We start from the raw sequence: 26,958 nt of genomic DNA on the forward strand, positions 1-26,958 counted from the left end.
CTATAATTTATAGCGGAATAAAAGCTGAAACCTTATAGAATTCATCTGACGTACCTGCGTCAGTATTGAGAGTGGCTCCTGCAGAAATTCTAAATGCAATTCCTTTATCAAATTTTAATTTAACAGAGCCTCCTAACCATTGATATACTAACAAGGGATCTGCATCTTCTTGCCGTGTAATTCCAAATGATTCATAAAAAGCTCCCAAAACAATTCGCTTGTTTACATTTATTCCCGGAGCCATCCAATTCAGTAAATAATCTTTGGTAATGATATCATCATCTTCTCTAATTGACTTGTAATAGGCAATGTAACCTTCAAAGTCTAGTAATCCTTTCTGATAATTAATATAGAGACTCGGCACAACACCTTCTGCTATTTTAGTTCCTGTACTATTTGAAGAAAATTTACCACTCGTAATACCAAAAGATGGATTTACATATAATGAATTATTTAAGAATTTAAACCCTAAACCTACTGAAGTTTCTAATAACAAATCACTCCCTGACTGTAAGTTTCCAAAAGCTGGGTTTGTCCAAAAAATAGTATAAAATGTTATATCATAGTTTTTATTGGTTTCAAAATTACCAAAGAAAATTGGATAAAACCCTGCAACACTATTATGGATAATTTTTGTTGCAAAAGTTGCTTTATTTTCTTCTTCGGTTTCTTGTGCATTTAAGCTACATAGCGTAAGTATGCTTATTAAAATTAGTATTATATACTTTTTCATAATTAAAATTCTATTTGTAAAAATTGTTTGATTAACGTGACTATTTCATTGTGTTTATCTTCTAAATGAAGATGATGACCTCCATCAATCCAATGTACTTCACGATGCTTAAACTCATTGAGTCTTTCATTGAACATTCCATCGGAAAAGAGTCCTTGATTTCCCAAAATTATTAATGTTTCACATGTGATTTCTCGAATAAACAGTTGTGCTTGTACCTCTGTCATTCTATAACATTCTGGCAGTACAATTCGTGGATCATAACGCCAACGATATCCTTTAGGTGTCTTATATAAAGACCGTTCTGTAAGGCACGATGACGACTCATATGAAATTGCTCCTATACTTGTACTCATTCTATCATGTACCGCTTCTTCTTTTGTAGTAAACTGGTGTTCATTAGAAGAAGAAAAACCATATAACTTGGTTTTTTTTGCCATTTTTAACTGCTTTATAGACCTTTTAAAGTTTGAAACAATATTCTCTTGTTCTACTACAAAAGGAGCTCCTAACCCGTCAATAAAAATTAGTTTATCTATTAGGTTAGGCATCGATCCTGCAACTATAGAAGCGATACCTGTCCCCATAGAATGTGCCAGAATGGTAAACTTTTTCCATCCAAGTATTTCGGTTATATTAATAATATCTCGAGCGTAATCCCACAAATAATATGCGCTGTTCACAGATCTATGATCAGATAAGCCATGGCCCGCTAAATCAATGGCAACCAAATACAAATCAGAAGAAAGTAATGGCCCCAATTTATCAAAGGTGTTAGCATTATCTAACCAACCATGAATTGCTAATACTGGAGTGCCACTAATATCCCCCCAGGTTTTAGCTTTTAGTCTAAGACCCTCTATATCAAATATTAACTCCATGATTATGTATGTGCTATTTGTGTATTATTAGTAGCAACAGTTTTTAATGCTTGGTCTTTTAGTGCAATAACATTAAATTTACCATTAGGTGTCTTTGGAATTGTTTGGATAATATTCACATACTCTGGAACCTTATACACTTCTAAGTTCTTTGCACATGCAGTTATAATATCGTTTTCTGATATAGATTGTCCTTCATTTAGCACTACGAATGCAAACAATGCTTCTCCATAATCTAAATGTGGAACTCCAGTGACCACAACTGCATTAACTTCTGGTATATTTCCGATATAATCCTCTACTTCTTTAGGGCTTACTTTAATACCTTTTGAGTTAATCATATGATCCATTCTACCCTTAAAATAAAGGTATCCATCAATATCAAATGAGCAAAAATCCCCAGTATACAATACTTTTTCATTTGGATATACTCCTTGCTTAAGTTTTTCAGCGGTTTTTTCGGGTTTATTCCAATATCCTTGCATAACTGTTGCACCACGTATAACTAGCTGTCCTATCGTATTGGGCGTAACTATCTTATCGTTGTTTTCATCGACCAACCATAATTCAGTATTTGGTATTGCAATACCAATACTATCTGGTTTTAGATCAATATCTTCTGGAGGTAAGTACGTACACCTTTTGCATTCTGTAAGACCATACATCGAGAATATCTGTGCTTTCAGAAAAGAAGTTTTTATCATTTCTATATTACTTCTTGTAAGAGCTGCTCCCGTATTTGTAACCAATCTAATACTTGATAAATCTAATTGGTATTTTTTGTTTTGCTCATGCAATAACATTACCATTGTTGGTACTGCTGGCAGTATTGTAATCTTCTCTTTTACTATTTTCTTTAAGAGAAATATAGGCCATGTTGATTCTGTTTCTAGTACCAATGTAGCTCCTCTAGAAATGCTCATTATCATTTGATATAGACCATAGTCAAATGACAAAGGCAATGCACACAATACTTTATCCTCTTTTTGATATCCCAAATACGCATTTAGTGAATTTGTAGCCGTAATCATATTTTGATGTGATAACATAACTCCCTTAGGTTCTCCCGTCGAACCAGAAGTATAAATAATTGCAGCTAAGTCAATACTTATCAAGTTCGATTTTCTTAAAGTTTGACCATTTGTTTTTAACACATCATAATAATCCTCAAACAATGCTTCTATAAGTTCGTTTGATTTGTGTGGAACAACAACTTTTTTAAGTCCTGATGAGAGAAATATCTTTTTATTTTTAAGTGAAATCTCGTTATTTGTTACTAATACACTTGCTCCAGAATCTTTTAAAATATATTCTATCTTATTTGATTTAAGCTCTACTCCTACAGGAATTACAATTGCTCCTACTTTTAAAATTGCCCAAAACGATATTATTGTTTCAATTGTATTTCCTAATAGTACTACTACCCTATCTCCTCTACTAATCTCTAAATTTTGTAAATAGGTTGCTAATTCATTAGATCGATGTTCTATGTCAGAAAATGTATATGTTTCTCCCGCAGTTTGAACAGCTATACTTTTAGGGTATAGACGTACTGTCTCTGCCAAGAAATTTTGCATTTTTGGTATCATTTTTTAATATTTTTAAATTGATTATTTAACCTCTATGTATATCTCAATAGTTATCGTCAAAATGATGATAACTATTGAGACCATATGTATGAAGAATAAAAGCTTCTAAGATCATTATCTGTTTGTTGTACAGATAAAAAACAGAAGTTATTATGTATTTAATACTGGGATTTTAATGTTCATTTCAGAAAGTACGTACTCAAAAATGGTTTGTAATGTATTAAAATGCCTAGCTTCTATGGTATCGGCATTTACCTCAAAACCAACGATATTATCTTCTAAGTATGTTAGAAAAAACATTGATGAAAGTGAATCTATTCCTAAATCATTTTTAAGATGCGCATCTAATAAGATTTGTTCTTTTGTAATATTTGGAATACTATCTAGTAATCCTTCTTTTATAATATCTAAAATTTTATTTGTATCCATTTTGTAATTAGTTAAGGATTAATTCATTTTTTTTAAAATCAACCATTATTTGTTTATTAATGATATCGTCTGTAGAGTCTTTTGATCTAATCAAATAGGATTCTCCTTGATATAATAATATTTCTGCAGGGTACCCATGACTATGAAAAAGCCCTGGTGAAGATGTAGGTCCATACGCCCCAGATAATTTAACTAATAAGATATCTAATACATTAATTTCTTTAAGTTGGATATTTCGACCAATTATATCATCAGGACTACAAAGAGGTCCAGATACTTGGTACTTATGTTCTTGTGCAGTAGGTAGTGCTGATATGTTTTCCATAGGAAAATTTCTTTTGACCACTCTTCCTGAACCAGCCGCGGCAGAATGACAATTTGTTCCGCCATCGGTTACGGCAAAAATTTTGCCATGATTTGTCTTCATATTATTCACCTGAACAGCCATACATCCTGATGTTCCTATGATGAACCTTCCAGATTCCATAATAATCCTTGTTTCTGGATATTTCTTATTAAAATTTGTAAAAAGAGGTACCATAAGGTTTCTAAATTCTTGAGTATCTAATTCTTCCTGATTTTGGAAATATGGTACTCCCATTCCTCCTCCTACATCAACCATCGTAAATTTGCAATTATATTTTCGAACTATAGTCTCATATAACTCTAAAATATACTTAGTGTTTTCATACACTGATTTCGCTTCAAGAATGTTTGTACCATTGTATACATGAATTCCTCTTACATTAATATTTGGTGTGTCTAAATACACCTGAAAATTTTCTATCGCATGTTGTTCTTCAATACCAAAATGAGTAGGTCGTCCTCCCATTTTCCAAGGCGAACCTTCTGCAGAAAAGTCTGGATTGATTCGTATCGCTACATTAGCTATAACATCCATTTCTTTTGCAAATGCTGATACTCTCTTTAATTCTATCTCAGATTCAATTACAATAGCAAAAATATTGAGTTCGATTGCTTTTTTAAGTTCATAATCTTTTTTACATGGTCCTAGATATACTATATCTTCTGGTGTAGAGCCAGCCTTAAGAGCAATTTCCATTTCTGTTATAGAACATACTTCGGTACAAGCTCCATTCGACCTTAACAATTTTACTAAAGATACATTTGGGTTTACTTTTAAAGCATAAAATACATCAACACATTCAGGTAAAGCATTGACTAAGTTCTTATAATTTTGTACTAGTTTCTCTCCATCATAAATATAAGATGGTGTGCCAAATTTTTGTACAGCAGATAATATCTCTGAATTATTTTTATTCATTTTTATTAATAATTATTTGCAACCAAATCATTTTTGGGTGCATAAGGGAAGTGCTTTATTACATTATATAAATAAGCACATCTCTGGGGTTATAGGTTTTAATTTAATTTGTCTGTGGTTTTCTTGTTTGAAAAGAAATATGAATTCTATTTATCAGAATTAAACATATCATACTCAATTAACCAGGCTCCATTTTCTTTTTTCCAAAGAATAACATAAGAACCTTCAAAAATTGGTGATTTGTTTGTATTCACGTATCCCAACATATGACACCTTTGAAATGCTACATCCATTTCGCCAAAAAATTGCAGTTCATCTTGAAAGAATTCTACACGATCAACTGATTTTACGCTTAAAGAAAATTCTTTCTCAATCTCTGCTCTACCAAGTCTAGGCTTGGTTCCTGGTTTCATAAATACAGCTCCTGTAGTAGTGTATTCTTCAGAAATTCCTTTGGGATCTTTGTTTACCCATTTAGATTCAAAACGACGATCTGCAATGTCAATCAATTTTGCTTCTTTTAAAAGATCTTTATCAGTTATAGACTTATTACCATAGTAGCTTACTACAGAGTCCTTATAACTAATTTGCGGGTTTTTAGAGTTATTACTTGTGACAAATGACAATAGCAAACATGCTATTGCACAAACAACGAGTAATGGTACTACTTTTTTTAAACTAATTGCCTTCATTTCTTGTGTGAGTTATGAGTTAATAATAATTATTTGTGAAACTCGAAATTATAGTAGGCACCTAATTTTTGATATAAATTTTCTAACATAAAGTCTAGTTTATTTTAATTAAGAAAACAATAGAACGACATAATTACCATAAAAAAAATATGTGTAACTAATAATCAAACGTCAAATTTTATGTTAACATCATATTATTTTAACATTTCAAATGAAATATTACAAAAAACTTAAGAGTAAGATCGTTGTTTTCTATGAGCCTTGAATTATTTAATATTCTTATAAAATCTAAGGAATATAGACGCAGCTATTATTGTGAAAAAGAAATCATTACAGCCTCTGAATACTATGATAAAAAAATCTACCTCATAGAAAATGGGATCGTAAAAATTAGTCGACTCACAGAACAAGGTGAAGAAATGATACTTGTTATATTAACCTCTGGACAAGTTTTCGGCGCCAATCTTATTTTAGAAGAGTTTCACCCTAATTATATTTGCGAATCTTTAAACTCGGAAACGGTATTATGTGAATTTGATATTGAATGTGTAAAAAGAGTTATAGAAAAAGATCAACACACGGAGTTTGATCTATTGTCAATTATAGGAAAACAGTTCTCTGAAATGGAAAGAAGAATAAAAGTTCTTTGTAATAATTCGGCAGAACAAAGACTAGTCGATGTATTAAAAGAATTTAAAGATAAGTTTGATCATTTATCTGATAATGAAGAAAACATTATTATAGATATGCCCTTAAATCAAGATGAGATATCAAATTATATTCGAACCACCAGAGTTACAACCAATAAATTAATCAATAAGTTAAAAAACAATTTATTGATTGAATACCAGCAAAAAAATATAATGCTTAAAAAAGATTTTTTTAAGCATTATAAGTAATTATAAAAAATCTCTTAAAAGGTTCTTATAGTTTATACCCAAAAGAGAGTTGTATATTTCTTGTATTTCCATCTAAACTAATAGGAAGATCTTCATCATCAAAAACATTTGATAATCCAAAGCCATATCGTAAATCAGCGAAAAAGTTTTCTGTTAGGTTCACACCTACACCAGCAACAGCGCTAAAATTAAATGTATTAAAATTAGCTTCACTACCATTATTATCTTCCCACTCCCATATTTTTAACCCAATTTGTGGCCCAATATGTATATTAAATCTAGAACCGAAATTGTATTTTACGAATACAGGTAATTGCAAATAATCTACACGTAATGTTTCATCGTCATTTCCCAAAGAAGAGAATTGAAATTCTGGTTGAATACTAATTTTTTCTGTTATTGGATATTCTGCCAAAAAACCTGCAACTATTCCAAAACGGCTATCTTCTAAAGAATCAGGAATATCATCAGAACTAATAGAACTCAGGTTTGCTCCAAGTCGAATTCCATAACTGGCTTCTTTTTGAGCTTGTAATGTTAAAATTCCAAAAATTAATAAAATCGAAAGACAATGTAATTTTTTATTCATAGCATAAAAATATAGGTTATTGAGTACAATTTAACACAAATTAATGACTTAAAAAATAAAGGAGACATTACGAAGTAGAAATATTTTTTAACGATTATTAAGTTTGTCATTGTAAAGAGACTTAATAATCCCATCCGACAACCCTATTTTTGGAACATAAATTTCTCTTGCTCTACTCCATTTCATAGCAGAAAGATATATTCTAGTGGCGGGAACAATTACATCGGCTCTATCTTGATTCAAATTTAATTGCCAAATTCTGTCTTCATATGTTAATGAATTCAACAATTTATAATAAGAACTTAAATACAAGAAAGAAAGTGGTTTACCGTTACTTTTTCCACTGTTTTTAAAGATATTATTAATATTACCACCAGATCCTATAAGAGATATTCGAGAATAGTTTGATGTATTTTCATGAATCCATGACTCTACTTCGTTCCAAACATTTTCTGAAACCAATCCATTAAGCAATCTTACAGTTCCCAATTTAAAAGATCTAGATGTTATACTTTTTCCATTATGATATAAAGTAAACTCGGTACTTCCTCCTCCAACATCAACATACAAATAGGTTTCATTTCTATTAATAAGCTCATGAAGATCGGTCATAGCAATAATTGCGGCTTCATCTTTACCATCAATAATATCAATTTGTATTCCTGTCTTTTCTTTGATTAAGGCTACCAGTTCTTTCCCATTTTCTGCTTCTCGCATAGCAGAAGTAGCACAAGCTTTATAGCTTATCACATTATGAGTTTTCATTAAAAGTTGGTATGCTTGCATTGCATCAATCATTCTGGCAATGTTTGCTTCTGATACTTTATTTGATTTAAAAACATCTGCACCTAAACGTATAGGTACGCGAACAAGGCTTGTTTTTTTAAATCTTGTAGTCTGTCCTTCTTCTTCATGGATACTACTAATTAATAATCTTACGGCATTAGAACCAATATCAATGGCTCCATATTTTTCTATAGTCAACAAAATAGTTAGTTTGCAAGTTTTTTTAAATAATAATCATAAGTGGCTATTTGTGATCTAACCTTATCCTTATCGTTTCGAATGTACGCATTATCTTGATCTTTAGAAAGCCTTCTTCCTTTTACATTGTCATTCCAACAAATGTCAAAAGTATCCATAAGTTCTTCCTTAATATCCTTGTCATAAATAGGGCAAGAAATTTCAACTCTTCTATCTAAATTTCTTGTCATCCAATCGGCTGATGAAATATAAACCTTAACGTCACCAGCATTCGTAAAAATAAATAACCTAGGATGTTCTAGAAATTTGTCTACCACGCTTATTGCTCTGATATTTTCACTCATTCCAGGTATTCCCGGAATCAAGCAACAAATTCCTCGTATAATCAAATCTATCTTAACACCCGCTCTACTTGCTTCGTAGAGCTTATCAATCATATCATAATCACTTAAACTATTTAATTTTAGCCTAATACCTGCTGGTTTACCTTCATTTACATTTTTTATTTCTTTATCAATTAATTTGATTAATGAAGATCTAGTATAATGTGGAGAAACTAATAGATGTTTGTATCTGTTTATCTTATAATTGATTTCAAAAAATTTAAAAACCTTATTCGTTTCTTTTAGTATTGATTCATTTGTAGTAAACAATGTATAATCGGTATATATTCTGGCCGTAGATTCATTAAAGTTTCCTGTACTTATAAAACCATATCTTTTTAGTTTACCTTTTTCTTCTCGTTCTATAACACAAGCTTTGCAATGTACTTTTAGTCCTGTAACTCCAAAAATCAAATTAACTCCTTCTCTCTGCATTTTTTCTGCATATCGAATATTTGCAGCTTCATCAAAACGTGCTTGCAGTTCTATTTGAACTGTAACTCTCTTGCTGTTTTTTGCAGCATTGATGAGTGAGCTGGCTATATGGGATATAGAGGCTAATCGATAAATTGTTATTTTAATGCTCTTCACTTTCGGATCAATGGCGGCTTCTCTTAAAAACTTAACTGTATACGAAAAAGTATGATATGGTGTATATTGCAAAAAGTCTTTTTTTGCGATTTTATCTAAAAGACTACCTTGTAGTGCCAATCCAGGGATAGCTAATGGAGTAATAGGATGGTATATTAAATCCCTATTCCCTAAATCCGGAAAGCTCATATAATCTCGACGGTTATGGTATTTTCCTCCGGGAATTATACTATCTGTATTATCAACTCCCATTTTTTTCATTAAAAAATCAAGAGTATCTTTTTCTATATGCTTATCATAAACAAACCGCACTGGTTCTCCGTCTCTTCTAGACTTTACACTACTAGAAATTTTTTGAATAAAACTTTTACTTAAATCATTATCAAAATCAAGTTGCGCATCTCTCGTAATTTTAATCATATGAGCAGATGCACTTACATAATCAAAAATACTGAAATTGATATGCATACAATATCGTATTAAATCATCGAGGATAATAATGTATTGTTTTCCATCTTTTTTAGGAAGCACAACAAAACGATCTGTATTTTTTGGTATTTCTATTAATGCATAAATTCGTTCCTTTGCTGTTTGTTGTAGAATTTTTGAAATTCTACCTTCTTTAGGAACTTTTTGTTTTAAAACAAGTTTGACCGCTAAATAGGCTACACTATCTTTAAGATGTGGAAATTTATCAAGATCATTTAAAATATAAGTAACCAATGCCGGGCTAACCTTACTAACAAAATAATTACGAATAAATGCGTCTTGATCTTGTGTTACCTGATTTTCATTTATAATAAAAATATCATGTTGCTCTAATTTGTCTTTAATTGTATTAATAGTCTTGAGACTCTCTGCTTGTTGTTTAATAACAATGTTTGTTATTTTTTCCAGTAAATTACTAGCTGTAGTTCCTTTTAGTACATTTTTTCCATCTTTTCCAGCTAAATCAATCCTTTTAATAGTAGCATAACGTACTTTGAAAAATTCATCCAAATTATTCGAGAAAATACCAATAAACCGCAACCTTTCTACTAATGGAACAGTATCATCGGCAGCTTCCTGAAGTACCCTAGCATTAAATTGTAACCAACTTAATTCTCTATTAATATATTGATTAGTACGAGTTTCTGACATTATTTTAAGGATTTTGGGGTAATAATTAATACGGTTTTTCCTACATTTACATTTTTCCAGCTATTTGTATCAAATTCAATACAAACAACACCAGTAGTAGGTAGATTATCAATAACTTCACTACCAAAAAGATTTGCTATTGATGTAAATGCATGATTATGTCCAAAAATCATTAAAGTATCTATTGTATCGTTACAATTTTTTATAACCTCAATCACTTGTCTTCCGTCAAAATCATAAAGATCAGATTCTAAAACCAATATCTCTTTAGGCAAATCGAGATGACTAAGAACTATTTTTGCTGTAGTATGTGCTCTTTCTGCTGGACTGCACAACACCAAACCTACTGGCTTTACCTGTTTTTTCAGGGCTTCTCCTACCAAATCCGCATCCTTTAAGCCTCTTTGATTAAGTGGTCTTTTATCATCTAACACGTCAAATTCCCAAGAAGATTTTGCATGCCTAATCATATATAAAGTTTTCATGAGCTTACTACAATTATTTACTATAAATACGTTATTAATTACAAGTTTAAGAATTCGATTTTACAATTCTTAAATATTAGAATATAAATATGGATTTTATTTATTTTATATACAAAAAAGCACTTAGTGTACGTGTACAATTAAAGTATATGTCGAAATGTTAAAGTAATCTAAAAAAATGCTAAATCAATGAAAATGAACATCATATAGATATGTTTTTAATCGGAAAAAAAAGAGATTATGTCGAAAAACTCTTTTTTTTCTTAAAAAATCAAATGTTAAAATCTAACTTTACATACGGTTTTCCCTCAATTAAAAATGTTTTCCCGGAACATTATGTACACAAATTTATCATAATATTATTAGGGTTAAAAAAAATAAGAAGTGGAAAAAGACATGATTATGAAAGGAAATCTTAGACGATTTCAATACAGAAACCTACTTATCTTGTTATGCGTATTTTGTTCTTCAATGATGCATAGCCAAGTAGAGGTACCCCTAAAGAAACGTACAGAGTTTACTTTTAAAGGGGATTTTAAGTTTGTTTCAAACACTATATTAGGAAAAGTAAGTAACGATGATGGAACTGGTATATTTAATCCTAATAAAAGTTATAACGACGGTGGTTTGAACAATCAATTCCAGATGGGGTTTATTGATATAGATAACGATCCTTCTACATTTAATTCTAGTAGTGCTGATTTAGTAATAGATGCCGAATGTAATGCCATTAAACATGTTGGCTTGTATTGGACCGCAGCTTATGCTGATGAGAATAGAGCACATGATATTACCTCAGTAAAAATAAAATACCCTGGTCAAAAATCATATACAACTATAACAGAAGGACAAATCATTCATGATTATTACAATGATGCTGATGCCTTATTTAAGCAATACTCATGTTATAAAGATATTACAAGCGAAGTCTTAAAATTAGATAACCCTCTAGGAACATATACTTTAGCAAATATACCAGCTACGACTTCTGCTGTTAACAATGATCAAACGCTAGGAAATGGTTTAACGGGTGGTTGGACTATGGTCGTTATTTATGAAGACGATACGAAACCAAGAAAAAGATTTTATGTCTATGATGGTTTTGTAAATATTGATTCTAAAGCTAAACCTGTTGCATTTTCATTTGATAATTTCCAAACAATACCTAACGGAAGCGTTCACGGGAGAATTGGTGTAATTGCTTTTGAAGGAGACAAAGGAATTAGAGGAGATCGTTTTCAGGTAATGTCTAATGAGACTAATAAATATAAGAGTCTTGCAGATGGTACTAATCCAATGAATAACTTTTTTAATGCCAATATTACTGAGAATGGTAGAAATGTTAAAACAAGGGTTCCAGCAAGTCAGAATACTTTAGGATATGATGCTGATCTTTTTGATATCAAAAACATAAGAAATAGTATTATTGGAAACAATCAAACTGAAGCTAAATTTAGACTCTCTACGGACAATGATGGATATTCTGTTATGGCTGTAGCCTTTAGTGTAGATATATATGAACCTGCTATACATGTTTTGAAACGATCAAAATATACAGACAATGGCAATTTCATTCATCCTAACGATATTCTAGCTCCTGATCAGGAAATAACATACAAACTTACCGTATATAACGATGGTAATGACAATGCTAAGAATACTATCATTAAAGATATCTTACCTAAAAATGTTATCTTTTCAAGAAAATCCTTAGTACTACCTTCTAAAAAAATTAAGGTAAAATTTGATGAATCTTCAAGAATGCTAACACTATCTATACCTAACAAAATGGTAAAAATTGATAGTGAACCATTCGATATTAGTTACAATGTAATAGTAGATACTACTTGTGAGTCTATTGAATCTATTGATGATATTTTAGTAGTAGATCAACCTGTTACAGCAGAGTTTAATGGTTCACTAAATGAAACTATAAAATACTCTAAAGGTTACAATCACATTAACAAGTGTGATTTACCAGATTATTATCAATTTAAACTAGCAATAGATGTTAGTAATCTCAATTGTCCTTTTGCTAACCGTTTAGTTGAGTTACCTAAAAAGAAGCTCGAAGGTCAAGTTGCACAAGTGCAACCTGGTGATTACGACAATACAAAAAGATCAAATAATTCTGACAGTGGAGGTATTAAACCAAATGATATATTAAAATCCAACAAACCTCCAAAATCATCATTAAATTCTGATATAAAACTTAGTAAAACTATTAATGATCTTATTAATCTGAATGAAATTTATTTTGATTTTGATAAATGGGATATTACTGCTAAAGGATCTAAAGAATTAGACAGAGTTGTGAGTATTATGACCGAGAATTATCCTGAAATGGTTATTAAAATAGAAACACATTCTGATAGTCGTGGTGGTGAGAATTATAATTTAACATTATCTCAAAAACGAGCAGAATCTATTTATAACTATTTAATTGGTAAAAACATTTCTAAGAACAGAATCTTATCATATAGAGGTTTTGGAGAAAGTAGACCTGTTAATGATTGTAAAGATGGACAGGATTGTTCTGAAGACGAATATCAAAAGAATAGACGTTCTAGTTTCGTTATCATGTAATTTGCACTTAAAAATAAAAATTTAAGTATAATCTTACTTTTTTTATCAAGGTGATAATCTAAAGGATTCCCAGATATTAGCATTTTTTACCGAATAAAGAATACGATCATGTAATCTATTTGGTCTCCCCTGCCAAAATTCGAATGATATTGGCTTAATACAATACCCGCCCCAAAAAGATGGCTTGGGGATTACTTTATCTGTGTATTTTTGATCAAGTTCTTTTAATTTTTCTTCTAAAACCTCTCTAGACTCAATAACTTTACTCTGATCAGAAGTCCAAGCTCCTAATTGACTACCTCTAGGTCTTGAATGAAAATACGTAGTACTCGCCTCTTCCGAAGTTTTGCTTACTACACCTTTAATGATTACTTGTCTTTCTAAATTAGGCCAAAAAAAGGATATACACACATGGTTATTATAAGCCATTGCCTTTCCTTTTTCAGAATTATAATTTGTATAAAAAACAAAACCATTTTTATCAAAATGTTTAAGTAATACAATTCTAGCTTTAGGAAAACCATCTTCGGCAATAGTTGTTAGTGTCATAGCATTTGCTTCATCAACTCCTTCTGATTTATCAGCAGCTTCAAACCAATTATTAAAAAGTGTCAAAGGTGAGTCTGGAAGAATAGATTCTTCTAAAAAATCCTTTTCATATGACTTTCGGTAATTTGTAAGATCCCTATTCATATTAACAAAATAAAACGCAATTTACTTATTTGTTGGAAAGTATTCATTAAAATTCGAAAACTTTACCATCATCTGCCACTTCGGTATTTTCGAAAACTGTTTTGGCTTCTTCTTTAAACAATTCAATATTACCATATCGCGTAGAATAATGCCCTAAAATTAATTTTCCAACTGAAGCTTTTTTTGCTATCGTCGCTGCTTCTATTGCAGAACTATGGCCTGTTACTTCACATAAATGTTTGTGGCTTTCTAAAAAAGTGGATTCATGATATAAAACTGTGGTATCCTTTATGATTTCAATTTTTTCTTCATTATATCTTGTATCACTGCAATATGCATAACTTTGTATTGGGTTTGGATCGCCTGTTAAATCCTTATTAGGCAGCACTGTCCCATCATCTAAAATGACATCTTTCCCCTTTTTTATAGACTTGTAATAAGCTTTATCGATTTGGTATTTACCAACTTGACTCATTAACAATTTTCGATCACCTAATTTTTCCTGAAATAAAAAGCCATTACAATATATTCTATGCTGTAATGGTATTGTCTTAACAATAACTTTTTCATCTTCAAAAACCACTTCGGATTCTGTACTCGTTAATTCATGAAAATGCAAGGGATAATCTGTCCAAGAATTAGATAATTTAAGTTGTAGTGTTATAGCTTCTTTGATTCCTTTTGGACCATAAATATGAAGCGGTGTATCTCTATTTAACATTCTAAATGTAGAAACTAATCCTACTAGACCAAAAAAATGGTCTCCATGCAAATGCGAAATAAAAACATGTTTTATTCTTGCAAATTTAATTTTATTTCGTCTTAACTCTACTTGTGTACCTTCTCCACAATCAATTAGAAAAATATGGTTATTGATTTCTAAAACTTGAGCACTAGGATTCGTAAATGTTCGTGGCGTTGCAGAATAGCAACCTAAAATTGTAAGTTTCAAATTATTTTTACTCTTAAATATATTTGTGATCAATATAGTTTAATCCATTATATAAATCAATCTATTCTCCAAAAGAATCAAAGGATGTTAATAAAGAAATATACCCGTGCACATCTAAATCATTTCTATACCCGGTAGCTCCTAAAACCATACCTTCTTTATTTAAAATTAGAATTGCAGGAAAAAGTTTACGCTTATTGTATTGTTTTGCTAGCGCTGCATTTTTTCTTTTCTGATCACTTGAAATAGAAGATTTATTCTTTCTACGTCGAGGAAAATCGGCTTTTAGCCATACATATTTTTGTTTGGCAAATTCTTCAAATTCTTTACTAGAAAGAACATTTCGTTCTAACTTAATACAAGGAGGACACCAGTCGGACCCTGTAAAAAACAAAACAATTTTTTGGTCTTTTTCCTTAGCCAAATCCTTGGCTTCTTCTAAGTCATATTTCCAATCTTGCGCTGCACTATTGTAAGTAAAAAACAAAGAAAGAAATATGAATAATAATGGGGCTAGTCTATTCATAGTACTTATGACGTAAAGTATTATTAAAAATTACAAAAAAAACAGTTAAAAACCGAGATCTCTTTCTATTTCTTCCATTTCAACTAAATCATAAGCCTCTTGTAATGTGGGTACTATTGTAATATCACCAGGAACATCATCATATGTTATCTTATTTGTGACGATAACAAAAGAGTGTTTAGATGTTTTATGTTGATTAGAAATTCTCAAAAATTCATTGATATCATCTACTGATATATGATCCAATGAGAACAAGTTGATAATAATATTATCATTTTTTAGGGTGTCATATCTATCTTCAACACCTTTAACAAATTCAACAATAGTAGTTTTTTCTTGTGTAATGATAGTTGTAGCGCCTTCTTTGTTAAAAATCATAGATTTATTGTTTAATTTTTGAAGCTAAAAGATATATTACGGCCATACGCACTGCTACCCCATTTTGTACCTGATCCAAAATAATGGCCTGGTCAGAATCAGCAACATCACTCGTGATTTCAACTCCACGATTGATTGGTCCTGGGTGCATTATTACAATCTCTTTATCTAAACTATTTAATATTTCTTTATTTACACCAAATTGTTGGGTATATTCTCGAGTAGAAGGAAAATAACTAATTTCCATTCTTTCATTTTGTACTCGCAACATATTAGCAATATCACACCAATTTAATGCTTTTTTCAGATTTGTTTCTACTTGAACTCCTAGTTTTTCTATATATTTTGGAATTAAAGTCTTTGGTCCACAGACTTTTACTTCTGCTCCTTGTAGTTTAAGAGCAAAAATATTCGAAAGTGCAACCCTAGAGTGTAAGATATCTCCAACAATTACAACTTTTTTTCCTTTTACCTCTCCTAATCGTTCGCGTATCGAATATGAATCTAACAAAGCTTGTGTGGGATGTTCATGTGCTCCATCACCAGCATTAACTATACTTGCGTTTACATGCTTTGACAAAAAAACACCTGCTCCTGGGTTCGGATGTCTCATTACTACCATATCCACCTTCATAGAAAGAATGTTGTTAACAGTATCTATAAGGGTTTCTCCTTTTTTAACGGAAGAAGATGCAGCAGAAAAATTAATCACATCTGCTGAAAGTCTTTTCTCTGCTAATTCAAAAGACAATCTTGTTCTCGTACTATTTTCAAAAAAAAGGTTAGCAATAGTTATATCTCTAAGCGATGGAACTTTTTTGATAGGCCTATTAATTACTTCTTTGAAATGATCTGCTGTTTCAAAAATAAGATTAATATCCTGTTCTTTTAGATACTTAATTCCTAGTAAGTGGTTTACACTTAATTCGCTCATTTTTATACTTAAGTTTACAATGTACTGCCGTACAGGTTTATTTATTAATCAAATACACAGCATCTTCACCTTCATTCTCGTCCCAATGTACTTTTACTTTTTCTTGATTTATTGCATCAACCTGTCGACCTCTATAATTTGGTTGTATTGGCAAATGCCTACTAAATCTTCTATCTATTAATGTTAACAGCTCTATCTCTTGCGGTCTCCCAAAAGATTGCATCGCAGTTAAAGCGGCTCTAATACTTCTTCCTGTATACAAAACATCATCGATAAAGACAATACGCTTATCTTCTACAATAAAATCAATATGTGTTTTATTAGCTTCTAAAATTTTTTCTCCACGTCTAAAATCATCTCTATAAAATGTAATATCAAGATATCCTAATTTCACATCTTTAATTTGATAATCATCTACTAAGATCTCTTTAATTCTATTCGCTAAAAAAATCCCTCTTGGTTGGATACCTATAAGTACTGTATCCTTAAAATGGGTATGACTTTCTATTAATTGACAAGCCAAACGGTGCAGAATAATATCTATTTCTTTTGCACTAAGTAGTAATTTTTGACTCATAATCTCCAAATAGACATTTGGTGTACAAAAGTAATGAAAATTTGTAATTATACCATTTATGATCTGAAATTACTGGAAATAATTATATACATTTTAAACTAATTCGAATGTTATCTCTCATTACTAGAAATTTATACAGCAAAAAAAAGACCGCTCATATAGAGCGGCCTTTACTTATTATCAAAAAGGAAATTAAAATCTACTCTCCTTTTTCCATTTTAGCTTTAAGATCTGCTAATGCATCAATATCACCAAGCGTTGTTTTCTCTGCAGAACTAGTTGCAGCTTTCTTCGCAGCTTGTTTTACAATCTTAGCTTCTTCTTCTTTGAACATAGCTGTATGAGAAGCAACCACTCTTTTGAATTCTTTACTAAATTCAATGATTTGGAATTCTGCTTCATCACCTTTCTTAAGTTTGCTTCCATCCTCTTTTTCAAGATGACGAGAAGGTACAAAAGCAACGATATCTTCGTTAAATTCGATAGTAGCACCTTTATCAACGATCTCAGCAATTGTTGCTGTATGTTTAGTACCTAAACCGAATTCAGCTTCATACTTATCCCAAGGGTTATCTTCTGTTTGCTTATGACCAAGACTAAGTTTACGTCCTTCTACATCAAGCTCAAGAACAACAACATCTAAGGTATCACCAACATTAGTAAAGTCAGACGGGTGTTTAATTTTCTTAGTCCAAGAAAGGTCAGAGATATAAATTAATCCATCAATACCTTCTTCTAATTCTACGAATACACCAAAGTTTGTAAAGTTACGTACGATACCACTGTGTTTAGAACCTACAGGATATTTAGTTGTAATATCTGTCCAAGGATCTGGAGTTAATTGCTTAATACCTAGAGACATTTTACGCTCTTCTCTATCTAAAGTAAGGATTACTGCTTCTACCTCATCACCAACTTTTACGAAATCCTGTGCAGAACGTAAATGCGTAGACCAAGACATTTCAGAAACGTGAATCAATCCTTCAACACCTTCTTCTACTTCAATAAATGCACCGTAATCTGCGATTACAACTACTTTACCTTTAACTTTGTCACCTACTTTAAGCTCGTTATTAAGCGCTTCCCATGGGTGAGGTTTTAATTGTTTAAGACCTAATTGAATACGTGTCTTAGCTTCATCAAAGTCTAAGATTACAACATTCAATTTCTGATCAAGCTCAACAATCTCATTTGGATGATTAATTCTTGACCAAGAAAGATCTGTAATATGAACAAGTCCATCAACTCCTCCAAGATCAACGAATACACCATAAGAAGTAACATTCTTAACAGTACCTTCTAATACTTGACCTTTTTCTAATTGACCAATAATTTCTTTTTTCTGCTCTTCGATATCTGCTTCGATAAGCGCTTTGTGAGAAACTACAACGTTTTTGAATTCGTGGTTGATTTTTACAACTTTAAATTCCATTGTTTTTCCTACATATGCATCATAATCACGGATAGGTTTAACATCGATTTGAGAACCTGGCAAGAAAGCTTCTATACCAAATACATCTACGATCATACCTCCTTTTGTTCTACATTTTACGAAACCATTTACGATTTCACCTGTATCATGCGCACCATTTACTCTATCCCATGCTTTGATTACACGAGCTTTACGGTGAGATAAGATTAATTGACCTGTAGCATCTTCACGCACATCAATCAATACTTCTACCTTATCACTTACTTTTAGATCAGGGTTGTAACGAAATTCGTTTAATGAAATAACACCTTCACTCTTTGCGTTGATGTCGATGATAGCATCACGATCAGTAATATTAATTACTGTTCCCATTACTACTTCATCATTTAGAGTATCTACAAAGTTTTCTGCAACTAACTTTTCGAATTCTTCTAATTTAGAATCTTCGATAGGATCAATTCCTTCTTCGTAATTGTGCCAGTTAAAATCTTTTAAGAATTGCTCTGGATTTTCTTGTTGAGGAGATACGGCAGGAGCTGCTTTTGTAGCTTCCACTTCTTTAACCTCAGTGTTTTTTGTTTCTTCAGACATTGAAGATAAAATTTGTATCCTGTATCTTATTGAGAATCAAAACGAAATGATACAGAAGCGTTAAATTAAATTATTTTTAATCCTTTTCAAATTCTCTTACTCGTTAAAAAGGAGTGCAAAATTACGATTTAATTCACTAGAAAACAAAGATTGACAAGATATTTTCATATGCCCTACAAGCGTATTTAAATTATTAAAATTGACATAAACCTTGTGCTCTTTCTTTTCAAAATTTACAACGTTTGTATTGAAAACCATAAACCAAGATAAATTGATCTATTTAAATTATTAGCAAACAAGGAAATTATAAGCAATTAGCCAATGTATTTATGATATTGTATCTACTTAAATAGCGCAATAAAGAACATATGTCATCCGTTAAAAAACATATGTTCTTAAAAACAAACCTTATGCTTTGTAATTTTACACAAAACACCCAGATGAAAAAGAAACCTTCAATAAAATTACTGCTTTTATTACTGATCACTCTAAACACATCAGCAACTAGTTGTAGTAATGACAATAACCCAGAAACAGAAGAAGCTGTAGATACCATAAATCCTACTATAGAATGTATTTCAAATATTAATGAAACTGTAGATGCCTCTTCAAATGGTAAAGAAGTAACCTATACCGCCCCTGTAGGTACAGATAACAAACCAGGAGCAATAACTACACAAACAGCGGGGTTAGCTTCTGGAGCAATGTTCCCTGTTGGGACTACCACAAATACCTATGAGGTAAAAGATGTTGCTGGTAATACTACATCTTGTAGTTTTGAAGTTATCATAACAAGAAACCAACCCCCATCTAATAATGCTCCATATTTTACAGGGGAAGACCCAGCTCCTTCTGGTAAGTCGTGGAGTAAGGTAGAAAACTTATCTGATGAGTTTAATGATGGTACTTTTGATGAAACTAAATGGTTAAACACAGACCCAAAAAGGTGGATTGGTAGAGCTCCAGGAATTTTTAAACAAAACACGGTAACAGAAACCGATAATAACCTTAAACTAACCGCTTATAAATTAGATACTCCAGAGGTAGTAAATGGCAATACATTTACACATGCAGGCTCTTATATTGGTTCAAAAGTAGCCGCACAAGTTGGATATTATTTCGAATGTAAAATGAAAGCTAACAAAACTTTTATGTCTTCTACCTTTTGGTTAATTAATCATAAAAATGAAGGTACTGGTTGTGATAGAAGAGTTACAGAGTTAGATATTCAGGAATGTGTAGGCCAAGTAACAGCAACTGCCGATTGGGCTCTTAAGTTTGATGAAACTATACACTCCAATACACACAGCAGACAAGCAGATTGTACAGATACGCCAACTGGATCTGTTGGAGGCAATACAGAATTAGGTGGAAAAGCCTGGGCTGATTATCATATCTATGGTGCTTGGTGGAAAAGTCCTACCGAAATAGAATTTTATCTGGATGGCGAAAAAGTATATACCGCTACTCCCAAAGCAAATTTTGATTTACCAATGTATTTAAGAATGGTGGTCGAGACCTATGATTGGAATTCTGTTCCTGCTGATGGAGGTATGACAGGAACTGAAGAACAAAGAACAACTTCTTATGATTGGGTAAGAACTTGGGAGCTAAAATAGAAAGAGCGCCGAAATAGTAATCAATATAAAGGTTTTGCCTTTTTGTACTCATAATATTGTATTTAAAATACAAAAAGGCAAAATTATTTTTTTAGCAAACCTTCAATACTTTTATCAATAATTTAATATTGAATAATCTCAAACTCACTTCTTCTGTTAGTTTGATGTTCTTCTTCGGTGCAGATTTTATCGTCACAGTCTATAATAGGTTGAGATTCTCCAAATCCAATAAATTGCATTCTACGAGCATTAACATATCCTTCTAGAGCTAAATAGTTTCGAGTTGACTCTGCCCTTTTTTCTGACAAAACTTGATTATAAGAATCAGTACCCCTACTATCTGTATGTGAAATAATTTTAATATAAACCGTCTTATACTTCTCTAGCTTACTCGCCAGTTTATCTAAGACTTTTTTAGAATCTGATCTGATATTCCATTTATCATAATCAAAATGTATGGGAGGCATTTTAAAATATAATTTTCCATTTTTCTCGATTACAGGCGGTCCATCTTTATCAGCAAGAAGCATTTCTCTCAGTCTGGTTTTTGAAATTTCTTCTTTATTTCTAGTACTATTCGTTTCTGTTCGAATATCTGTTACATTTATTTTTTCTTTAAAAGATGTACTATCTTTTACTGTTGTATTATTTTCATTTGTGACAGTACTTTCGTCTTGTTTTATTTTCTTTCTATCTAGATAAATCACATACGTAGCCTCATCTTTTTCTTTTATACTAATAGGTTTAGTTTTTGTTCTATACCTTGTTGCTGATGCTTTAAAGTTATATCTCCCAGGAAAAACTCTAATATCAAAACCTGCAATACTGTCTAATTGACTTTCATAAACAATTTTGTTGTAATCGTCATAAAGCACAACGTCTGAATCTTTTATGTATTGATCAGATCCATAATCTCTTACTTCAAACCTAACTTTATATTCTCTTGGAAAGATTTCTCCAATTTGTGAAAAAGTATAGATATCATCTCCTACATCTTTACGGTTAGATGCAAAAAATCCATCAGTTTCATTATAGTAGGTCAATGAAAAATCATCAAAACTAGAATTTATAGGTGCTCCTAAGTTTAAAGGTCTAGTTAATCTTCCTTCTTTTAATTCTGATACAAAAATATCCATCATACCCAGTCCTAAATGACCATTTGAAGAAAAGAACAAATTACCTTCATTACTTACATAGGGAAACTGTTCTCTATTTTCTGTATTTATTTCTTCTCCAAGATTAATTGGTTTACTATATGTTCCATCAAGATCGACATCTACATAGTACAAGTCAAAATCACCATAGCCTCCCGGCATATTTGATGAAAAATAAAGCTTAGTACCGTCTGCATTTAAAGATGGATGTTCTATAGAAAAATGTACATCGTTAAAGGGTAATTTTTCTGGTTCACCCCATTCTCCATCAACATTTATCGATTTATATAAGTATATCGCATTTGTATTAATACTATCAAATTTCTTTTTTCCTTTTTCAGAATTACTTTTTGAAAGATAAATGGTTTTACCATCATTTGTAAAACAAAAATTACCTTCATGAAGCTTAGAGTTTATTTCTTTTGAAATTTCTTCAATTTCAGATATTGGATTATTGTCTTTATCCACTACAACTTTATAAATATCTAAAAAAGGTCTATGTGTCCATTTATATTTTTTATCTAATAAACTATGTGGATATCTGTCTGTCGTAAAATAAACTAGACTATCTTTTCTTATCGCACCAAACTCTGAAGCTTTAGAATTAAAGCTAACTGGTTTTATTGTATAATCATCATCTTTCAATTTAAAGTCTTCTATTGTAGTGATAGCAGTCGTGCTATCAAATTCTTCTTCAGAATTGAACGATTTGTATTTTTCTAAAAAATTTAAGGACTTTTCGTATTGCCCCAAAGCCGATAGCACTTGATACATCATAAAATTATATTGATTATCATATGATTTATCACGCTCATAAAATTTACCCGAAGTCAAATACTTAAGATATCGATATGCTTCTCTAAACTGAAAAGTGTTATAATATGAAGACGTTATGTTTTCTAAAATATGCTTGGTATATCCTTCTTTATTTAACTCTTCTTCATACTGTAGAGCGGCATTTATATAATCTCCTTGTTCAAAAAAGCGATCTGCTCTGCTTTTGTTCTGAGCAAAGGTAATTTGTGTAAGTAAAAGTATTACTGTTAATATTATCTGTATCTTATTCATCTAGAAAAATCTTGGAGAAGTATGTTTATTACCAAATTTTAAAAGGTCGAAGTTGTATAACAATACAACTTCATGACTTCCATTATTATACCCACTTAAATCACTAACACTAAAGTCATAAGAATATCCTATTTTTAGATTTTGCGTAATATTAAACCCTGCTAGTGCGATAAAAGCATCTGTATAGCGATAAGAAACGCCTAACTCAAATTTATCATAAATCAATGAGTTAAGAGAAAGATCAAAAGTCAAGGGAGAGTCTATCACTTGTTTTACAACGAATGAAGGTTTTAATTTTACTTCACTTACAAAATCAAATACATATCCCGCGACTCCATAAATGTGGGTTTTGGTCTCTGCAACTCCTATACCATCTATATCGACATCGCTAGGTAATAAATTTGGTGAGGATACCCCTGCATAAAAATTGCTCGTGAACAAATACAATCCTGCTCCTATATTTAACTGAGTTGTCGCCGAATTATCAGAAAAAGCAGGATCATCTGCTACGTCAGATCTTGAAGGATCAATTTTAAAACTATTGATACCAGCTTTTAATCCATAAGATAATTTTATACGATCGGATATTCTTGTAATATATGCAAAATCCATATTTACATAATCATTATTTACAGGAATTGCATCTCCTATCCTATCATTTACATAATTTACACTTAATTCGATTTTTTCGCTTAATGGTATATTTCCAAAAACATTTGCGGTTTGTGGTCCTCCTTCTATCCCTGTCCATTGTCTGCGATACAAAAGTCCGGTAGAAATCAATCCTCTTTGTCCTGATGCATATGCTGGATTAACAGTACTCATATTATACATGTATTGAGAATACTGAGGTTCCTGCTGTCCATAAATTGCCGAGCAGAAAACTATTGTTATTATAAAAATTAATTTTATTTTCATCGGTTATCTGCTTAGGTATATACTACCTTGTATTGGTAAGTTATTTTCAAAATTTGGTGTAAAAATATAGAAGTATGTTCCTGACGGAAGGTCATCTCCTAATCGTACGGAAGTATTACTCTCTCCTCTAAACTCTTGTGTATCTCGTCGACCTTCATAAACTAGGCTACCGTATCTATTGAATATCTTTAAATCAAAATCAGGAAATGCTTCGGGTAGATTATACACTTCATCAATTCTTAAATCAAAGGTATCGTTTTGGTTATCGCCATTTGGTGATACCCCATCTTGAAAATCAAGGGTGCATAACTCTCCTGTAGATGATCGCTCTCCTGTATTTAAAATAGTAATAGTGACTCTAAGACGTTCTGACTCACAATTATCTGCATCAACATTAGCAATATAATATACTTGATTGTCCAACAATATAGGATTGTCTACAATAGGAATTTCACTTTCTAATGTATCATACCAATTAAAGTTAAGTACATCTACCTCTACGTCGTCTAATCGTTTAGCATCTAGAATACAAAACTCTGGATCTGGAACTACTGGAATTGGTAAATCCACAATTTGAACAGAAACAATTAGTGATGATTGGTCACAAGGTAATGTATTAGTAACTACATATCTAAAATTATAAATCCCGTTAGTTAAGGTTTCAAACTCTAAAACACCATCAGCACTAAGAGCTTCAGTATTATCTGTATCTTCAAACGTTCCCGTACGCGTTGTATCTCTATCCAGAAGCGAAAACAAATTAACACGGCCATCTAGTTTACAAAAAGTTTCGCTTCGATCCGTACCTATTTCTTCGGGTGTAACTAAAGTAATATTTACTGTGGCTTCATCTGCATCCGGACACCCTGTATTTGCAGGAACTGTATATGTATATATTCCAGGTCCTAAAATAGGTAACATATCATCACTAGCATCAAAAACACCTAAATGATCGGTTGAAATATACCCAAAAGGTCCTGTCCAAATACCTGTTGTATCAGGTTCTCCTTCAAGCAGATCAAAAAGAGTAATCGTTAACTCATCAGAGCATACTGCTGCATCGCTACCCTCTCCTGCATCTGGTAATTTGTCAATTGTAAAATCTAATTTAGAACTCTCTATACATCCTTCGCTTGTAGTTGTTGTATACGTAAAGCTAAAGTCTTGAGAAGTCGTTATCGTTGGAAAAACAAAATTATTATCAATCACATCACCTACAGAATTGGTCCAAACTCCTGTATCAACGATAGGATCTATTCCATTTGTTTCTAATAAGCTTCTAAGGTCTACCGATCCCAGTGATGAACATAAATTGATGTCAGATGTATCTTCTCCTGTATAATCGAAAGGCAAAATTTCTATAGTAACTCTAGCTGTAAGGACATCACACGGATTTTGAGAAAATGTTGGATCTCCTGGTGGTGCATATGGATCGCAAATCTGATTTGGCGAAGGGCAATTTATATCTGGTGTGACACCGTATTCAAAAGTATAAATCCCTGCAGGAGCAAATGATAGGTTTATAGTTCCCAAATAATAATCAATACTAGGGTTAAAATCTTCTAACCTATCCGGTTGTGGTATAAGTCCCAAATTCGAAGGTCCTGATACTAAACGCCAGTTTACATAAAAACTATCATCATAAACAAAATTAGTAGTACCAGTTGTTGTAAAGTCTAACTGATCAAATAAGTTTAATGTCCCTGCAGCATTTCTGCATACTCTTGGTGTAGGATTTGGTTGACTAAACGGTCTAAGCTGTTCATAAATTGTAAAGCTTACAGTAGTGGTTTGATCCATACAAACTGCAGATCGATCTTCTACAGAATATACAAAATCATACGTTTCACAACCAAACCTTAAGTTATTACCACTATCAATCAAATCATTATATATCGTTCTAAGGTTGATTCTTGAGTCTATTTCATTCTCTATTTCTCCTGTTGGATCTAAATCAGTAAGCCATATCCCCTCTTCATCTTCTTCTCTTAAGTATTGATCATCTCTCAAATCAATCTCTACATCATAAACTCCAGCCAAAATATCATCCTCGCATATTTCCGTAGGTTCCGAAATACCAGATTCTACTTGCCTTACCATTGCTATTCTAACTGTTGTTTGTTCTGTTCCAGAACAACCTAAAGTACCTGAAACTGTATATGTAAGTTCAAAAACTTCTTGATCCACTAAATCTACAGGATCGTTTGGTATCTCTACAAATAATCTAGACCCCACAACTCCAACAAAATTAGGACTTGTACCATTATAGCTCCATACACCATTAAGATGTGGTGAAGGTATCTCACTATTTAAAGCAAACACAGTAAACAGATCAAAACCAAAGATATCTCCATCACATCCCTGTCCATTTACATCTAATGGTGGGCCTGATGAGGGTAATGCTACTCCAGAATATGGTCCAAGAATTAACCTTGCTGTTCTAAATGGTTCATCACCACAGGTAGCATTTTTTAATTCGAAAAAATAATCATTTTCGGTACCCATTACTGTAGAATTTTTTAAATCCCACATAGATAGATTACCCGTGGTAGCATCAAACGCTGTATCAAATTTAGGATCTATCATCCAGATCCCGTCTGACGTAGTAGTACCTGTTTCTGTATATAAATTTATAATACCGTCTGGTGCACCATCGGTATTAAAATCAACATTTTCCATATCGCATTGTTCTATGGTAATCAACCCTAGATTACATTGCGAGTATATTTGATTGTAAGACAGCAAAAATGCTATGCATACAATGACTAAAGAATTCCCCAAAATCCCTAGTCGTTTACACTTTGTTTTCAATATATGATGGTTTAGTTATACTAAAAAAATTACTCAATT

General features: G+C 31.7%; 23 protein-coding genes. 3 read left to right on the forward strand and 20 right to left on the reverse strand.

Features of this window, described 5'->3' with window-relative positions:
• Nucleotides 1–7: 7 nt before the first annotated feature.
• The 6 genes from D1816_RS05210 to D1816_RS05230 form a co-directional block, all read right to left on the reverse strand.
• Complete coding sequence (locus tag D1816_RS05210) at nt 8–733, reverse strand: DUF6733 family protein (RefSeq protein WP_066309614.1); 726 nt, start codon at nt 731–733, stop codon at nt 8–10.
• 2 nt (nt 734–735) lie between these two features.
• Complete coding sequence (locus D1816_RS05215; RefSeq protein WP_066309612.1) at nt 736–1,614, reverse strand: alpha/beta fold hydrolase; 879 nt, start codon at nt 1,612–1,614, stop codon at nt 736–738.
• A 2-nt stretch (nt 1,615–1,616) separates the two neighbouring features.
• Nucleotides 1,617–3,203, reverse strand: coding sequence for a class I adenylate-forming enzyme family protein (locus D1816_RS05220; RefSeq protein ID WP_118501444.1), 1,587 nt, complete (start codon nt 3,201–3,203; stop codon nt 1,617–1,619).
• A gap of 150 nt (nt 3,204–3,353) precedes the next feature.
• Nucleotides 3,354–3,632, reverse strand: coding sequence for a phosphopantetheine-binding protein (locus D1816_RS25960; RefSeq protein WP_066309599.1), 279 nt, complete (start codon nt 3,630–3,632; stop codon nt 3,354–3,356).
• 7 nt (nt 3,633–3,639) lie between these two features.
• Entirely contained in the window at nt 3,640–4,917 is a 1,278-nt protein-coding gene (locus D1816_RS05225) for a hypothetical protein (RefSeq protein WP_199729956.1), read from the reverse strand.
• Nucleotides 4,918–5,063: 146 nt separating this feature from the next.
• Nucleotides 5,064–5,609: a DUF4440 domain-containing protein gene (locus D1816_RS05230; protein ID WP_118501445.1), complete on the reverse strand. Its 546-nt coding sequence runs from the start codon at nt 5,607–5,609 to the stop codon at nt 5,064–5,066.
• A gap of 254 nt (nt 5,610–5,863) precedes the next feature.
• On the opposite strand from D1816_RS05230, the gene D1816_RS05235 reads away from it, so the two are divergent.
• Nucleotides 5,864–6,508, forward strand: coding sequence for a Crp/Fnr family transcriptional regulator (locus tag D1816_RS05235; protein WP_118501446.1), 645 nt, complete (start codon nt 5,864–5,866; stop codon nt 6,506–6,508).
• A 25-nt stretch (nt 6,509–6,533) separates the two neighbouring features.
• On the opposite strand, the gene D1816_RS05240 is transcribed toward D1816_RS05235, so the two are convergent.
• The 4 genes from D1816_RS05240 to D1816_RS05255 form a co-directional block, all read right to left on the reverse strand.
• Nucleotides 6,534–7,097: a porin family protein gene (locus D1816_RS05240; protein WP_066309584.1), complete on the reverse strand. Its 564-nt coding sequence runs from the start codon at nt 7,095–7,097 to the stop codon at nt 6,534–6,536.
• Between the two features lie 87 nt (nt 7,098–7,184).
• Nucleotides 7,185–8,084 carry a Ppx/GppA phosphatase family protein gene (locus D1816_RS05245; protein WP_118501447.1) on the reverse strand — a complete coding sequence of 300 codons (900 nt, stop codon included), beginning with the start codon at nt 8,082–8,084 and terminating at the stop codon, nt 7,185–7,187.
• A 5-nt stretch (nt 8,085–8,089) separates the two neighbouring features.
• Nucleotides 8,090–10,195, reverse strand: a complete 2,106-nt coding sequence (ppk1, locus tag D1816_RS05250; RefSeq protein WP_066309573.1) for a polyphosphate kinase 1 — start codon at nt 10,193–10,195, stop codon at nt 8,090–8,092.
• Nucleotides 10,195–10,680 (reverse strand): histidine phosphatase family protein, encoded by a 486-nt coding sequence (locus tag D1816_RS05255; protein WP_118501448.1) that lies wholly within the window; start codon nt 10,678–10,680, stop codon nt 10,195–10,197. The genes ppk1 and D1816_RS05255 overlap by 1 nt, the downstream gene beginning before the upstream one ends.
• A gap of 384 nt (nt 10,681–11,064) precedes the next feature.
• On the opposite strand from D1816_RS05255, the gene D1816_RS05265 reads away from it, so the two are divergent.
• Nucleotides 11,065–13,266: an OmpA family protein gene (locus D1816_RS05265; RefSeq protein ID WP_147405076.1), complete on the forward strand. Its 2,202-nt coding sequence runs from the start codon at nt 11,065–11,067 to the stop codon at nt 13,264–13,266.
• A gap of 45 nt (nt 13,267–13,311) precedes the next feature.
• Here the strand turns inward: D1816_RS05265 and pdxH are convergent, their stop codons facing one another.
• The 7 genes from pdxH to rpsA form a co-directional block, all read right to left on the reverse strand.
• Nucleotides 13,312–13,959 carry a pyridoxamine 5'-phosphate oxidase gene (gene pdxH, locus D1816_RS05270; protein WP_118501451.1) on the reverse strand — a complete coding sequence of 216 codons (648 nt, stop codon included), beginning with the start codon at nt 13,957–13,959 and terminating at the stop codon, nt 13,312–13,314.
• 46 nt (nt 13,960–14,005) lie between these two features.
• Nucleotides 14,006–14,911 (reverse strand): ribonuclease Z, encoded by a 906-nt coding sequence (locus tag D1816_RS05275; RefSeq protein ID WP_118506213.1) that lies wholly within the window; start codon nt 14,909–14,911, stop codon nt 14,006–14,008.
• 61 nt (nt 14,912–14,972) lie between these two features.
• Nucleotides 14,973–15,437, reverse strand: a complete 465-nt coding sequence (locus D1816_RS05280; protein WP_118501452.1) for a thioredoxin family protein — start codon at nt 15,435–15,437, stop codon at nt 14,973–14,975.
• A 45-nt stretch (nt 15,438–15,482) separates the two neighbouring features.
• Nucleotides 15,483–15,815, reverse strand: coding sequence for a ribonuclease Z (locus tag D1816_RS05285; protein WP_066309546.1), 333 nt, complete (start codon nt 15,813–15,815; stop codon nt 15,483–15,485).
• Between the two features lie 4 nt (nt 15,816–15,819).
• Nucleotides 15,820–16,749 (reverse strand): aspartate carbamoyltransferase catalytic subunit, encoded by a 930-nt coding sequence (locus D1816_RS05290; protein WP_066309543.1) that lies wholly within the window; start codon nt 16,747–16,749, stop codon nt 15,820–15,822.
• Nucleotides 16,750–16,786: 37 nt separating this feature from the next.
• On the reverse strand, nt 16,787–17,326 hold the full coding sequence (pyrR, locus tag D1816_RS05295; RefSeq protein ID WP_066309538.1) for a bifunctional pyr operon transcriptional regulator/uracil phosphoribosyltransferase PyrR: 540 nt from the start codon (nt 17,324–17,326) through the stop codon (nt 16,787–16,789).
• A 199-nt stretch (nt 17,327–17,525) separates the two neighbouring features.
• Nucleotides 17,526–19,349, reverse strand: a complete 1,824-nt coding sequence (gene rpsA, locus D1816_RS05300) for a 30S ribosomal protein S1 (protein ID WP_066309536.1) — start codon at nt 19,347–19,349, stop codon at nt 17,526–17,528.
• Nucleotides 19,350–19,789: 440 nt separating this feature from the next.
• Here rpsA and D1816_RS05305 point away from each other — a divergent pair, with 440 nt between their 5' ends.
• Nucleotides 19,790–20,968, forward strand: coding sequence for an HYR domain-containing protein (locus D1816_RS05305; RefSeq protein ID WP_233565276.1), 1,179 nt, complete (start codon nt 19,790–19,792; stop codon nt 20,966–20,968).
• Nucleotides 20,969–21,090: 122 nt separating this feature from the next.
• Here D1816_RS05305 and D1816_RS05310 read toward each other — a convergent pair whose 3' ends face one another.
• The 3 genes from D1816_RS05310 to D1816_RS05320 are packed head-to-tail and all read right to left on the reverse strand — an operon-like array spanning nt 21,091 to nt 26,919.
• A complete protein-coding gene (locus D1816_RS05310; protein ID WP_118501454.1) occupies nt 21,091–23,190 on the reverse strand; it encodes an OmpA family protein in 2,100 nt (699 codons plus the stop codon).
• A complete protein-coding gene (locus D1816_RS05315; RefSeq protein WP_118501455.1) occupies nt 23,191–24,108 on the reverse strand; it encodes a type IX secretion system membrane protein PorP/SprF in 918 nt (305 codons plus the stop codon).
• A gap of 3 nt (nt 24,109–24,111) precedes the next feature.
• A complete protein-coding gene (locus D1816_RS05320) occupies nt 24,112–26,919 on the reverse strand; it encodes a gliding motility-associated C-terminal domain-containing protein (protein ID WP_233565277.1) in 2,808 nt (935 codons plus the stop codon).
• Nucleotides 26,920–26,958 lie beyond the last annotated feature (39 nt).

The organism is Aquimarina sp. AD10 (genome assembly GCF_003443715.1).
GTDB classification, from domain to species: Bacteria; Bacteroidota; Bacteroidia; order Flavobacteriales; family Flavobacteriaceae; genus Aquimarina; species Aquimarina aggregata.

Coding starts and splice junctions, on each gene's coding strand:
- D1816_RS05230 (WP_118501445.1), bottom strand. CDS start 5,609: ATGAAGGCAATTAGTTTAAAAAAAGTAGTACCATTACTCGTTGTTTGT.
- D1816_RS05215 (WP_066309612.1), bottom strand. CDS start 1,614: ATGGAGTTAATATTTGATATAGAGGGTCTTAGACTAAAAGCTAAAACC.
- pdxH (WP_118501451.1), bottom strand. CDS start 13,959: ATGAATAGGGATCTTACAAATTACCGAAAGTCATATGAAAAGGATTTT.
- D1816_RS05280 (WP_118501452.1), bottom strand. CDS start 15,437: ATGAATAGACTAGCCCCATTATTATTCATATTTCTTTCTTTGTTTTTT.
- D1816_RS05220 (WP_118501444.1), bottom strand. CDS start 3,203: ATGATACCAAAAATGCAAAATTTCTTGGCAGAGACAGTACGTCTATAC.
- D1816_RS05240 (WP_066309584.1), bottom strand. CDS start 7,097: ATGAATAAAAAATTACATTGTCTTTCGATTTTATTAATTTTTGGAATT.
- D1816_RS05315 (WP_118501455.1), bottom strand. CDS start 24,108: ATGAAAATAAAATTAATTTTTATAATAACAATAGTTTTCTGCTCGGCA.
- D1816_RS05235 (WP_118501446.1), top strand. CDS start 5,864: ATGAGCCTTGAATTATTTAATATTCTTATAAAATCTAAGGAATATAGA.
- D1816_RS25960 (WP_066309599.1), bottom strand. CDS start 3,632: ATGGATACAAATAAAATTTTAGATATTATAAAAGAAGGATTACTAGAT.
- D1816_RS05255 (WP_118501448.1), bottom strand. CDS start 10,680: ATGAAAACTTTATATATGATTAGGCATGCAAAATCTTCTTGGGAATTT.
- pyrR (WP_066309538.1), bottom strand. CDS start 17,326: ATGAGTCAAAAATTACTACTTAGTGCAAAAGAAATAGATATTATTCTG.
- D1816_RS05305 (WP_233565276.1), top strand. CDS start 19,790: ATGAAAAAGAAACCTTCAATAAAATTACTGCTTTTATTACTGATCACT.
- rpsA (WP_066309536.1), bottom strand. CDS start 19,349: ATGTCTGAAGAAACAAAAAACACTGAGGTTAAAGAAGTGGAAGCTACA.
- D1816_RS05210 (WP_066309614.1), bottom strand. CDS start 733: ATGAAAAAGTATATAATACTAATTTTAATAAGCATACTTACGCTATGT.
- ppk1 (WP_066309573.1), bottom strand. CDS start 10,195: ATGTCAGAAACTCGTACTAATCAATATATTAATAGAGAATTAAGTTGG.
- D1816_RS05290 (WP_066309543.1), bottom strand. CDS start 16,749: ATGAGCGAATTAAGTGTAAACCACTTACTAGGAATTAAGTATCTAAAA.
- D1816_RS05310 (WP_118501454.1), bottom strand. CDS start 23,190: ATGAATAAGATACAGATAATATTAACAGTAATACTTTTACTTACACAA.
- D1816_RS05285 (WP_066309546.1), bottom strand. CDS start 15,815: ATGATTTTTAACAAAGAAGGCGCTACAACTATCATTACACAAGAAAAA.
- D1816_RS05225 (WP_199729956.1), bottom strand. CDS start 4,917: ATGAATAAAAATAATTCAGAGATATTATCTGCTGTACAAAAATTTGGC.